The organism is Streptomyces sp. NPDC003077, assembly GCF_040611095.1.
In the GTDB taxonomy this organism is placed as follows: domain Bacteria; phylum Actinomycetota; class Actinomycetes; order Streptomycetales; family Streptomycetaceae; genus Streptomyces.
In genome coordinates this window covers 19,383-31,855 of record NZ_JBEXNM010000085.1, presented here as the reverse complement: position 1 = coordinate 31,855, position 12,473 = coordinate 19,383, and the positions used below count along the sequence as shown (strand labels likewise).

The window sequence follows — 12,473 nt, the reverse complement described above, 5'->3', positions numbered from 1 at the left end:
TGTGGTTAACCCGAATTTTTCACGTGAAACGGCGCCCGGAAATCTGCCCCACCCCGGGCGCGCCCGCTCGACGCACGCCCGGGGACGACGGGGCCCGCCACAGCCCCGGGGCGGCAAACCACCGTCCCCGGCTGCCGCCCCGGAACACCGGAACAGCGGGGAGGAGGAAGCGGGCCCGACGAAGGGCACCGCCCTATCGCCCCCTGCCCCGCTCCCCGTACCGCACCGGCTCGCCCGACACGGCGGCCCCGTGCCCCCCGAACCGCTCCCGCTCGCCGGGATGCCGGAGCGGTTCCGCCGCGCCGGGCAGCTCGCCGCGCCGCGGGCCGTCCAGCGCCGGGACGTGGCGGGTGGTGAGCGCGGGCGTGTGCGGCAGCGGGTCGTGCCGGATCCGGTCCGCGGGCAGCCGCGCCGTACCCAACTGCCTCACGAGGGCGCCGACCATCGCCGGCGGACCGCTGACGTAGGCCTGGTGCTCGGACCAGTCGCGATACCCCACCACGGTCTCGGCCAGCCTCCCGTACGCGGCGCCGCCCGGGGCCCGGTCGTTCACCGGAGTGACGCGCAGCCACCCGAACCGGCGCTCCAATACGGCCGGCGACTCGGAATCGTACGAGCCGGAAGCGTCGTCGATGCCCAGGAACAGGTGCACGCTCCGGCCCACCGACCGCCGCGTGGACAGCTCCTCCAGCAGCGCCTTGACGGTGGCCCAGCCGGTGTCGGCCGCCACCAGGAGCAGGTCCCGCGGGAGGGGATCGTCGAGCGTCATCGTGCCGCCCGCCGGTCCCAGCCGCAGGACGTCACCGGGCCGGGTGTGCGAGACCAGGGCCTCGCTCACCCCGCCCACCCCGACCTGCCGCACGTGGAACTCCAGCTCACCGTCCGGCCGCGGCGCGCGGGCGAGGGAGTACTGCCGCCACGCCTGCGGCAGTAAGGGGGACTCGACCGACGCGTACTGCCCGGCCCGGTACGGATAGGGCTCGTGTGTCCGCACCCGCAGCACGGCCAGGCCCGGACGGCGGATCTCGTGCGCGGTGACGGTGGCCGGCCAGTCCGCCGGCTCGCCGATCGCGGCCTCCGCGCCCCGCACCATGGCGGCCACGGCGAACCGCAGCATCCGCACCCAGGCGGCCTCCATGGCCTCGTTCCAGTGGGGGCCCGCGGAGCGGCGCAGCGCGGCGCACAGTGACGCCTCGAACGCCTCGTAGTGCGCCGGCCGCACGCCGAGCTTGCGGTGGTCGCGGCCGAGGCGGGTGAAGACCTGTGCCACCTCGTCCGGGTTGTGCAGGTTCTCGATCAGGTACCAGAAGATCTGGCCGAGGTGCCGGCGCTGGAAGTCCATCGACTCGGGGAACAGCGACCGCAGGTAGGGCCACTGCGTGAACATCACGTCGTAGAGGTCCGTGATCAGGTCGTCGAAGGGCGTGACCAGTTCGAGGTACCGGGAGATCAGTTCCTGATCCGCCGCCCCGTCGTACGCGGCCTCCCCGTCGTACTCGGTCTGGTCGCCCTCCGTACGCTGCCCGGGTTGCAGCAGCTGCCGGCGCAGCCGCATCGCGTCGTGCCGGGCGAGCAGGGCGTGGTAGTTGCCATTGACAACATTCACCGCTCAGCAACTCCTCAAGGGGGTGGCGGAACCGGCTTTCCGACCTCCGACTCCGGCCCGTCCACAGGGAGGGCAACGGGGAGTATGGCACCCCCTTGCCATGCCCAAGGGGCCCCGTTCACCTGGGCCGTTCGGCCCTGTGCAAGATCCTCTGAATGGTGTGGGATACCGCCGGGGACGGGTGTGCCCGACGCGTATCCGGCCGCCCGGGCCGCGCCGTAAGCGCACGCCGTTCCCCGTTCGCCGACGCACACCACACGACGCGGCCCCTCACCACGGCTCGACGCGACCCTCTTCACCGCAGCCCGACGCGGCCCCTCACCGCAGCCCGACGCGACCCCTCACTGCGAATGGCCGCGACTCACCGGAAGCAGTACGAATCCGACGACGCGTCCCCGCCCTGCAGCCGCGTCTGGTGCACCCGCCGCCCCCGGAACTCCTCCCCGCGCGGGAAGAACCGCTCGTCCACCGACAGCCCGCCGCCCTCCGTGTCCGCGTCCAGCTTGACCAGCCACGGCCGGATGCCCTCCGGGTAGAACTGCGCGTCCCACGCCCCGTACAGCGAGTTCGTCAGATAGACGCGCCGCCCGTCGCGGCTCAGCTCGACCATCTGCGGCCCACCGGTCAGCGGCTCGTCCGGCGCGGCGGGGTGCGGCACACGCCCGGTGATGCCGCCCAGCCGGACGGAGGCGGTGTGCCGGGGCCGGAACGGGTCGCTTACGTCGTACTGGTGCAACTCGCCCGTCCCCCACGCCGACACGTACAGCCAGCGGTCGTCCACCGACAGGTTGATGTCGGTGATCAGCGGCGGCACGGCCCCGAACGGCCGCAGCGCGGGCGGCAGGGTGTCCGGGTCGGCGGGCTCCGCCGGGATCGTGACGACCTTCCGGACGGAGAACTCCCCGGCGTCCCCGTCCCGGTGCCACAGCCACACCGATGCCGACAGGTCCTCCACATTGACGACGACGCCGGCGAACCCCCACGACGCCATCGGGTCGTGCGCCGGACGGAGCTCCAGCACCATCTGGTGCTCGTCCCCCAGCTCGGCCCGCTGCACGTGCCGCCCCGTCTCCAGGTCCCAGAAGTGCAGCGCGTGCCCGTACTTGCGGGCCAGCAGCAGCTCGGGGTCCACCCCGTTCTCGACCATCGACGGGGTGCCCCACTCACTGGTGACACCGACGTTCTGATTGAGGTGCCACCACACGTCGTACGCCATGTGCTGCGGGCCCCGATCGGTCTCCCAGGGCCGCAGCACCTCGAACGTCTCGTGATCCAGCAGCGCCACCCCACCCGGCCCGTCCGCCCCGTAAGCCCCACCAAGGCACGACAGGAAGACACCGTCCGGCCCGCAGTGCAACGTATGCGGCCGGGAGTACCCCGCCTTCGCCGCCAGCTCCTCCGCCTCGACGACCTTCACCAGACGCGGCCGGACCGGATCCGGCCGCGTGTCGAAGACGTGCAGACGGGACGAACGCAGCCCCGGCGCCAGTAAGTAACGCCGATCAGGGTGGTGGTGCCCGGCGTGCGCCAACGCACTGGAGCACGCGTTCCACCCGAAGTGGTGCAACTCGTCCCCCAGCCCCGGCACTTCGGCCACATTCACCACCCGCCCGTACGAGCCGGACGCCGGATCGGTGTCCACGGTGAACAACGCGTCCGGCCGCCGCCCGTCCGGGTCGAAACCGACGACGTACGCGAGCCCCTCGGGCGGCGCGGCGACGGCGTCGGCGGGGGTGCGGTAGAGGGTGGGGTCGGCGTCGTGGTGCTCATGTCCGTGGTGCTCGTGATCGTGCTCGGTCGCGGTCATGCGCCCTCCTCGGCGTACACAGGCGCCGGGCCCACCACTCGACGACCGCCACACACGCTTCGGGGCGCACCGGGCGGCCCCGCGCAGCCGACCCCGCGCCGGGGAAGCGGTACGGGAGCGAGCGTGGCACAGGGGGTGGGTGGGGGAAAGAGGGGGCCGGGTCAGGGCTCCTCAATCGGAACCGACCTCGGCCCCAGCCTTCCGAGCGGGAGATGCCTACTACCGCAGGGGCGTTATCAGGCCAAATAGGGTGCCAGGAATTTTGCGGCAATACACCACTTAAATAGCGGTGCACCCGAAAGTGCATGCAGCGCAAAATTACTCAGTCCGGGATGAATGCCGTCAACCGCTTCCCTCAACAAAGAGGGAAACCAGCTCCCCCTTCACAGCATCTGCACGTTCTGTCCCTTTCGGGGTTACGGTTCGCTGAAAAACACCGACGTTTGTGCCGCTGCGCAGAGCGAGTCCGAGATGTCCGGACGCGCACCCGGTGCGTACGCGCGGCCGGGGAGTACACATGCAGGAGATGGCCAAGGGAGCGAATGTCGGCCTGGCCGACCTGAGCGACGACGCCGGATCGGTCGTCGTAAGTCTCAGTTGGAGCAGTTCGACGGGGGACGGTGACGCGGATGTGTCCGTCCTTTTGCTGGATGAGAACGGCAAGGTGCGCAGCGACGCCGACTTCTATTTCTACAACAACCCGACCGCGGCGGACGGCAGCATCCAACTGCTGGGAAAGGCTCCCACCGATAGCGGTGAAGAGGACCGCATCAGTGTGGACCTGACCGCCATGCCCGAGGACGTAGCGCGCCTGGTGATTGCGGCCAGCCAGTACGGCAATACCCGCTTCGGCGACCTGCACGATCTACGGATGACGATTGCCGACCGCTCCGGTGAGAAATTGCTCGGCTTTTCGATTGACGACGCGAGCTCAGAGACCGCGTTCATCTTCGGTGAGCTGTACCGGCGCGGTGACGGCTGGAAGTTCCGGGCCGTCGGTCAGGGCTATGAGTCCGGCCTGGAAGGTCTGGCCACCGACTTCGGCATCGACATCGACGATGAGGACGCTGAAGGTACTGAGGAACCGGGAAGTCTGAGTACGCCCTCCGTCGGAGCACCGTCCCCGACGCCTGCGGACGTGTCGCCTGCCCCGAGCGCCACACCGCCGCAGGAAAGCGAGCCCGCGCAGCAGCTCACGGACGAGACAAGCGTGCCGGAGCAGGGAACGACTCAGGCTCCCCAGCCTGCGACAGCAAAGGCACGGCGGCCCCGCACCGCCAAGAAGGTGACCCTCCCGAAGACGCCCAAGAAGTCACTGGCCGAGAATGATTCCTGGCAGGCGGCGCGCTTGTTCCCCGTTCCCTCACTCAAGAGCGACAAGGAGCGGGAACTGCGGGCCACCTCCGTGCTCCTTTCCGTGATGGCGCAGGTCCCGGAGTTCGGGCGCCGGCTCACCGCCCAATACGGCGCCCCGGCCGGTCGTATGCAGACCTTCACCGAAGTGTCACTGCCGCACGGTGACACCCCCAAGCGCCCGGACGGAGTCATCCGCATCGAGCGAGCCGGGAAACTGTGGACGGCGCTCGTCGAGACCAAAACGAACGGCAACTCGCTCAAGTCCGAGCAAGTACAGCACTACATGGACATAGCCGCTCGGCGAGGCTACGAGGCCGTGATCACGCTCTCCAATGACGTGGCGCTGGAGGGCAGCACACTTGTCGACGTCAAGACCGACGGCCAGCGCAAACACAAGGTCGCCCTGCGGCACCTGTCCTGGGCCGAGGTCGCCCACGAGGCACAAATGCTCATCCGGCATGAGGGCGTGGGCAACGCCGCGCACATGTGGCTTCTGCAAGAGCTGCTGCTCTACCTGCAGCATGAGAACTCCGGCTGCCACGGATTCCAGAACATGGGGCCTGCCTGGGTCCCGGTGCGCAATGGCATCGACGACGAGACCCTGTGCCCGGGTGATCCCCGCGCCGTGGAAGTGGTGGAGAGCTGGGAACGCCTCATTCGCCAGGTCTGCCTGCGCCTGGGCGGTGAGCTCGGCCGGAAAGCCCTGCCCGTACAGCGCGCCGGACGCGGCACCGATCCGCAGACCCGGCGGTCGGCCCTTGCCGACCAGTTGTGCGCGGACGGCCGCCTCACCGCGGAGATGAGGATCGACGGAACGAGCGGCATCATCTCGATCACCGCGGACCTGCGCACCGGCAAGCTGCGTACCTCGATCGATGTTCCGGCGCCAGAGGGCAGCTACCCCCTCGCCACCGCCAAGCGGCTGATCAGGGTACTGGCCGAGGCCCCGGCGGACCTCCACGTCGAAAGCCTCACGGAGGCCGGCAACGGTCCGCGCGGCACCTTGGAAAAACTGCGACCGGAGCCCGGCGATCTGTTGCCCAAGGACGGTGCCGTGATCACCGGTTTCCGCTTGTCCCTGTTCAAAGGCATGGGCAACACCCGCGGCAACACGGAGTCCGGTTTTATCCGCAGCGTCGACAATGCCGTCGACCGCTTCTACACCACCGTGGTCGCCCATGTGAGCGCTTTCCAACGTCGCCCGGGGCGTCGAGGAGACTGACCTCCGTCGTTCGGCAGGCCAGGCGTTCACAGGCCGGTAGTGGACAACGCTCAGTACCCCATGAAGGCCGGTACTGAGCGAACCTCCGGCCTGGCCACGTTCTCCGAGTCGGGTCACCGGCACGTCCCCGAGCCGCGTACCGCCTTGTGGCGGTACGCGGTTCTGTCGTCCAGTCACCCCGTGCCCCTCCCTCATAGGTGCCGCAACGCCATAGGGAGCCGACGCCTCGTCCCACTGCACGGGCAGCACCGTCAGATCGGGCGTCGCGTAGTCGTCCGGGTCCTCCGGCATGGCGACCGACGACATCTCGTACGGGGCCAGGTCCGGGGGCAGATGGGGTTCGATCCGGACCCGCAGGCGGCGGATGGTGTCGGCGTGCTTGCCGCGTCTGGCGGGGGCCATCACGAGGCTGCCTTCGATGATCTCGACCCGCAGCCCGGTGGAAGCCTCGATGCGCTCGGCGACCTCGCGCAGGTTTCCGGGGCGCGGGCGCGGCACGGGCAGGGCCTTCACCGTCCACCTTCTTGTCGGCGGCCGTCGATCATCACGGTACCGGGCCGAGTCGTCGGGACGGCAGGTGAAAGCGGAGCCCGCACCACCCCGTGCACACGGGCCCGGGGGAGCTTACGTCAACGCAACCGCATCGACACGTCAACACGAAAGGCCGGTACGAAAAACCCCCTGACCACGTTTCCGCAGGTCAGGGGGTCTAACGAGAGTGGAGCCTAGGGGAGTCGAACCCCTGACATCTGCCATGCAAAGACAGCGCTCTACCAACTGAGCTAAGGCCCCGTCGCCCAACAGACTACCCGGTGCCCGGGAGGTTTCCCGACCGGGTATCGCCGGGACCAGGCGCTCTCCGTAGGATGCTCCGCGAGATTCGCGGCAGCGAAGCGCGACTGGGGAGACAGGGGAGAGTCCATGGACGCAGCACAGCAGGAAGCGACCGCCCGCGCTCGTGAATTGCAGCGGAGCTGGTACGGGGAACCGCTGGGGGCGCTGTTCCGCCGTCTCATCGAGGACCTCGGGCTCAACCAGGCCCGGCTGGCGTCCGTTCTCGGGCTTTCGGCGCCCATGCTGTCCCAGCTCATGAGCGGGCAGCGGGCAAAGATCGGCAACCCGGCCGTGGTCCAGCGCGTCCAGGCGCTCCAGGAGCTCGCCGGGCAGGTCGCCGACGGCCGGGTCAGCGCCGCCGAGGCCACGGAGCGCATGGAGGAGATCAAGAAGACGGCGGGCGGGTCGGTGCTGAACAACACCACGCAGACCACGTCCTCCACGGGGGCGACGACCGTGCGGCGCGTGGTGCGCGAGATCCAGTCGCTGCTGCGGTCGGTGTCCTCGGCCGGGGACATCATCGAGGCCGCCAACACCCTGGCGCCCACGCACCCGGAGTTGGCCGAGTTCCTGCGGGTTTATGGCGCGGGGCGGACCGCGGACGCGGTGGCGCACTACGAGAGCCACCAGAACTGAGCCGACGAGGCCGGCAAGGCTGAGCGGGCAGCCAAGTCGCAGGGGGCTTCGGAGCTGAGGCGCTAGGTCACCACCACGGGGGACGCGGAGCCGGGCCGGCCGGGTACCGGTGGACGCACGGACCGGAGACGCACGCACGGGGGACGCGCACGACCCGGCGGACCGGTACGGGCGGCGGCGCGACGGACGGACGCACATCGGGCGGGAAGTGCCATGGGTGAGATCTTTGCCGGTCGGTACGAGCTGGTGGACCCGGTCGGGCACGGCGGCGTGGGCGCCGTCTGGCGCGCCTGGGACCGGCGGCGCCGCCGCTACGTCGCCGCCAAGGTGCTCCAGCAGAGCGACGCGCACACGCTGCTGCGCTTCGTACGGGAACAGGCCCTGCGGATCGATCATCCGCACGTCCTGGCCCCGCGGAGCTGGGCCGCCGACGACGACAAGGTGCTGTTCACCATGGACCTGGTGCGCGGCGGGTCGCTGGCCCACCTGGTGGCGGACTACGGGCCGCTGCCGCCGCACCTGGTGTGCGTGCTCCTGGACCAGTTGCTGGCCGGGCTGACCGCCGTCCACGCGGAGGGCGTCGTCCACCGGGACATCAAACCCGCCAACCTCCTCCTGGAGGCCACCGGCACCGGCCGCCCGCACCTGCGCCTGTCCGACTTCGGCATCGCCATGCGCAAGGGCGAGCCCCGCCTGACCGAGGCGAACTACGTGGTGGGGACGCCCGGTTACTTCGCCCCCGAACAGATGCTGGGCGACGACCCGGACTTCCCCGCGGACCTCTTCGCCGTGGGCCTGGTCGCCCTCTGCCTGCTGACGGGCTCCAACCCGGACGCCCAGGCCCTGATCGAACGGTTCGCTCACGAGGGCACCCCGCCCGCCCCGCAGGAGGTCCCCGAACCGCTCTGGCAGGTGCTGGCCACCCTCCTCCAGCCGGACCCCCGCCACCGCTTCCGGACGGCCATAGGGGCGCGCAAGGCCCTTCTCGCGGCGGCCGAACTGCTGCCGGACGCGACCGTCGAGGACGAGATCGTGGAGGTTTTCGACCACATCGGCCCCCTGCCGACGGGCTTCGGCCCGGACGGACCGGTCGGGAGGGGCGGACATCGCGGCCCGGCCGCCGTGGAGGAGTCACAGGAATCGCACCCGTCCCCCTCCGGGGCTCCCTTAGGGGGCGCGGCGCCCGGTTCGGCACCCGCCCCAGCAGAAGGGAACGGGCCCGGCTTCCCCGTCGGCGCCCCACAGGGCGCGGTCGGCGCAGGCCACGGGGGCCTCGTCGTTCCGAGCGGGATCAACGCAGGTCACGCGGGCGCCGTCGATCCGAACGCGGGCCGTGCGGACACGGGGAGCCCAGGGGCACACACTTCTTACGGGGACAGCCCGGCGCACCGGCACGTACCGCCCGCCCCCTACGGGAACGCGTCCCCCACCGGCAGCTTCCACCTCGCCCCACCGGCCGCCGCGCCCCCCACCCCACAGACGCCTCCGCCGCCGCTCCCGACGGCGTCCGGCACCGCGCCCCACACCACCACCCGCCCCTACACCTCCGGGCACCCCCCGCTCCCCGCCCACGTCCCCGGCCCCGCAGCCGAGTCGCCCGAACCACGGCGCCTCGCCGGCCCGCCCGCCAAGGTGGCCGTCCCCGTCCTGATCGTCGCCCTCCTGTGCATCGCGGCGGGCATCTGGGCCTTGAACGTCTCCTGACGCACCACCGGGGCTTCACCTCCGCCGCCGCGCCACCACCGTCCAGCTCCCCAGCCCCACCAGCAACAGCACGCCCACCCCGATCCCCGACCACCCCAGCACGCGCAGCGGGCGGTTGGGCGCGGAGCCGCCGGACGTCGTCGGCGCCCCACCGGCCAGCGCGCGGTCACGCGGCCCGACGGAGAAGTCGTCCGTCTTCCGGCTGTACGCGGGAGCCGGCTCCGGGCGCCCCTCCAGGCCCACCCGCAGCGTCAGCCCGACCCCGTCCGGGAAGTAGCGGGCCGCCTCCGGGTGCAGCGAGACGCCCAGGTAGTACCAGCCGGCCAGGCTCGTCGCGGCCACCTTGCCGACCGCGTGGAAGCGGTTTCCGTACTCCACCGGCGCCGTGTACGCCCGGGCGGACGCCGCCCTGCCGTCGTACGGGACGAAGTCGGCCTCGCCCACCGCGCCACGGGCCGGGTTGAACACGCTCAGCCCCAGGGCCTGCGTCAGGAACTTCTTCCGCCCGCCCGCCGCGGCCGGCAGCTCGGCGCTGACGTTGAGCCGCTGGCCCCAGTCGACGGGCACCCGGTAGAAACGCGTCCGCCCGGGGACGATCTCGTCCCGCCACACCCCGCCTCCGACCGCCCCCGCGTCGTTGAAACCGGTGCCGCCGGACGCCTGCGCGGGCGTCCCGGTGGGCGCGGCCGGCGGCTGGGTGCTCCACGCCCCGGGGGACGGCCGCTCGGGCGCGGCGCCCTTGAGCCCCGGCTCAAGGAGGAATGCCAGCTCGATGGGCCACGCCGTTGCGTCGGCCGCGACGCCGGATTCCTCAGGACCGTTCCCGGGCACCACCCGGCGCGTCTCCTTCCCCTCCCGCTCGACGACCAGGAGGTACGAGCCCGCGCCCTGGCACACCGTCCGGCGGTCGTCGATACGGCGCGCGGCGTAGTCGGCGACGGGGTACGCCATGCCGTGCCCCCGGTAGGACGCCCGCCCCGTCCGCCCGCACGTCCGACCGCGGCCGTCCCGCAGGTCGATCTTCAGGGCGTCGGCGTAGTCCGTCACCCGTGTCCCTGGGGCGGGCGCGGCCACCGCGGAGAGATACGCGCTGGAGCGGTCGTCCAGCGTCAGGCTGTAGTGCTTCTTTTCGCCGCGCTTGATGGTGTCGGTGTAGGTCCCGGGAACGATCCGCGGCGCACTGGCAGGCAGAGCCGCGCCCCGCACGGGCCTGGCGCCACTCGCCCTCCGGTACGCGCCCGCCCCACCGACCGAATCCCCGGACGAACCTCCGGACGAAGCACTGACCGGAGCACCGGACGACGACCCCCCGTCCGAAGCCCCGGACGAAACGGAAGAGCCCCCTGGAGAGGACAACGAGGACACCCCCGCAAAGCCCCCCACAGCGCCCCCCGAAGCCCCTGACGCCCCTGCCGCCACCCCCGGCACCAGCACCACCACCGACGCCAGCACCGCCACGACAGCGCCCCGGTGACCTCGCCTCGCGGCGTTCCGATGCCCTCGTGCCATGTCCCTGGTTCCCCTCGGTCCACACCCACCACATGCCGGACGGACGGATTCGCGACTGCAAGGAAATGATGTGCTCCTGCGAATCGGCCACGGCCCCGGCGTCACACCCGCCCCCGCTCCTCGCCTCACTCTCCCCCGTACACGACCCGCGCACGCCCCGAACCTCACGCGCCCCGCGCACCCCCGAAACCCACCCACGCCGGCGCACCCTCAAAAACGCGCGCCCCGACCACTGCCCCACACGCACGAGACCCCGGCCGCCACTCTGGGCGACCGGGGTCTCGGACGAACTGTGTGATGCCTCAGGAAGTCGAACCTGCGGGCACGGAGTCGGTCGCCTCCGTCCACAGATCCTGCTCGGCGCGATCCGCCTGGATCTGGCGGTACACGAGGAGCCCGCCGATGGCGGCCAGTGCGACCAGGAGAAGCTTCTTCACCGCGCGACCTCGTCTTTCGTTGACGTAGGGGACCTCTGGGGGCCGATGATACACACCGGTCGATATCGATCGGTGATCTAGGGGCGGGTCAACTTTCCACCCCTGTAGACGAGTCAGCCACCGCGCACACACCGCCGCAAACGAATCGGCCCGGCCGGAGAATTCTCCGGCCGGGCCGATCGCGCTGGTGGGGCTAACAGGACTTGAACCTGTGGCCTCTTCCTTATCAGGGAAGCGCTCTAACCGTCTGAGCTATAGCCCCGCGCTGCACCGAAAGATTAGCGCACTTCAGAGCGGTTCCCAAAATCGGTGCCGCGCGCCGCCCCCGAACACCGATCCGACACCGGCCGGCCCGCCCCCGATCACCCATCCGTCCCTCGTCCCCCGGACACCCCACGCCCGGCACCGGGCCCGGCTCGCAGCCCGCACCCGACTCCCCCAGCGCCACGCCGCCGGGTCCCGTCACACACCGCCCCCGGGCACCGGGCCACCCACAGCCCGGCTCACCCCCACCCAGCGGAGCCCTCGAACTCACTCGTCCTCGGCCAACGTCAGCTCCACCCCGCCCACGAACCCGGCCGACAGGTTGTAGATGAACGCCCCCAGCGTGGCCAGGGCGGTGGCCAGCACGACGTCGATGACGGCGATGATCGCCGTGAACATCAGGACGTTCGGGAGGGACAGGAAGGCTTCCAGGTCGAAGCCGCCGCCGTCGCCGGAGCCGGTGGCCTCGCTGATGGTGCCGCCGACGGCGGTGAAGACGCCCATCGCGTCCATCACCATCCACAGCACGCTGACGGCCACGATGGTGCAGATGCCCAGGGCGATGGACAGCAGGAAGCTGACCTTCATCACCGACCAGGGATCGGCCCGGGCCACCCGGAGCCGCGCCTTGCGCGTACGCGGGGTGGTGCGGGCGCCGGTGCGCGGCCGGCGTACGGACTGCGCGGCGGCGTCCTGCCCCGGGCGGTAGGCCTGCGGCGGCTGGTAGGGCTGTGCTCCCTGGGAGCCACGGGGCGGCTGCTGCGCGTAGGGCTGTCGGGTGTCGGTCACGGTTCCCCCCTCGTGGGAGCCCTCCTTGCGGGGGCCGCCGTCGGTAGCCGGGCCGCGGGAGCCGTCCTCGGCTGCTCCGCGCGCTCCATCATCGACCGCGGCGGGGGCGCCGTCGACCGCCACGGCGCCCCGGGAGCCGGAGCCCGCGCCCTTGGGGGCGGCACTGCGGCCCTTGGAGCCGGCACCCCCGCCCTTGGGTGGGGTGCCGGCGCGGCCACGGGCGCCGTCCTCCGTCACGGTCGCGGTTCCGGACGGGGCGGGTTTCCCCGGTCCCCGGTCCTCCGCAGTGGCGCCCGTGGCTTTCCTCAC

General features: G+C 71.3%; 8 protein-coding genes and 2 tRNA genes. 3 read left to right on the top strand and 7 right to left on the bottom strand.

The features are described from left to right. Positions 1–193 precede the first annotated feature (193 nt). Together ABZX96_RS34070 and ABZX96_RS34065 are read right to left on the bottom strand one after the other, a co-directional pair. Complete coding sequence (locus tag ABZX96_RS34070) at positions 194–1,606, bottom strand: globin domain-containing protein (RefSeq protein ID WP_355552111.1); 1,413 nt, start codon at positions 1,604–1,606, stop codon at positions 194–196. A 361-nt stretch (positions 1,607–1,967) separates the two neighbouring features. Then, entirely contained in the window at positions 1,968–3,413 is a 1,446-nt protein-coding gene (locus tag ABZX96_RS34065) for a selenium-binding protein SBP56-related protein (protein WP_355552108.1), read from the bottom strand. Between the two features lie 526 nt (positions 3,414–3,939). Between ABZX96_RS34065 and ABZX96_RS34060 the strand changes: the two genes are divergently transcribed. After that, positions 3,940–5,991, top strand: a complete 2,052-nt coding sequence (locus ABZX96_RS34060; protein ID WP_355552114.1) for a TerD family protein — start codon at positions 3,940–3,942, stop codon at positions 5,989–5,991. Positions 5,992–6,710: 719 nt separating this feature from the next. On the opposite strand, the gene ABZX96_RS34055 is transcribed toward ABZX96_RS34060, so the two are convergent. After that, positions 6,711–6,783: transfer RNA gene (locus tag ABZX96_RS34055), tRNA-Ala, on the bottom strand. A gap of 129 nt (positions 6,784–6,912) precedes the next feature. Here ABZX96_RS34055 and ABZX96_RS34050 point away from each other — a divergent pair. Both ABZX96_RS34050 and ABZX96_RS34045 read left to right on the top strand, forming a co-directional pair. Next, the gene (locus tag ABZX96_RS34050) at positions 6,913–7,461 is read left to right on the top strand and encodes a DNA-binding protein (RefSeq protein ID WP_355552105.1); all 549 of its coding nucleotides are present in this window, start codon (positions 6,913–6,915) and stop codon (positions 7,459–7,461) included. 213 nt (positions 7,462–7,674) lie between these two features. After that, on the top strand, positions 7,675–9,165 hold the full coding sequence (locus ABZX96_RS34045; RefSeq protein WP_355552102.1) for a serine/threonine-protein kinase: 1,491 nt from the start codon (positions 7,675–7,677) through the stop codon (positions 9,163–9,165). 15 nt (positions 9,166–9,180) lie between these two features. Here the strand turns inward: ABZX96_RS34045 and ABZX96_RS34040 are convergent, their stop codons facing one another. From ABZX96_RS34040 to ABZX96_RS34025, 4 genes are all read right to left on the bottom strand, one after another. Continuing rightward, positions 9,181–10,371, bottom strand: coding sequence for a hypothetical protein (locus ABZX96_RS34040; protein ID WP_355552099.1), 1,191 nt, complete (start codon positions 10,369–10,371; stop codon positions 9,181–9,183). Between the two features lie 605 nt (positions 10,372–10,976). Further along, positions 10,977–11,111, bottom strand: coding sequence for a DLW-39 family protein (locus ABZX96_RS34035; protein WP_355552096.1), 135 nt, complete (start codon positions 11,109–11,111; stop codon positions 10,977–10,979). A gap of 185 nt (positions 11,112–11,296) precedes the next feature. Continuing rightward, positions 11,297–11,373 (bottom strand) — tRNA-Ile (locus ABZX96_RS34030). 269 nt (positions 11,374–11,642) lie between these two features. After that, the gene (locus ABZX96_RS34025) at positions 11,643–12,473 is read right to left on the bottom strand and encodes a DUF3566 domain-containing protein (protein ID WP_355552093.1); all 831 of its coding nucleotides are present in this window, start codon (positions 12,471–12,473) and stop codon (positions 11,643–11,645) included.

Bases quoted from the DNA above. Each gene is read 5' to 3' on its own strand.
- ABZX96_RS34060 (WP_355552114.1), top strand. From the start codon at position 3,940: ATGGCCAAGGGAGCGAATGTCGGCCTGGCCGACCTGAGCGACGACGCC.
- ABZX96_RS34045 (WP_355552102.1), top strand. From the start codon at position 7,675: ATGGGTGAGATCTTTGCCGGTCGGTACGAGCTGGTGGACCCGGTCGGG.
- ABZX96_RS34065 (WP_355552108.1), bottom strand. From the start codon at position 3,413: ATGACCGCGACCGAGCACGATCACGAGCACCACGGACATGAGCACCAC.
- ABZX96_RS34050 (WP_355552105.1), top strand. From the start codon at position 6,913: ATGGACGCAGCACAGCAGGAAGCGACCGCCCGCGCTCGTGAATTGCAG.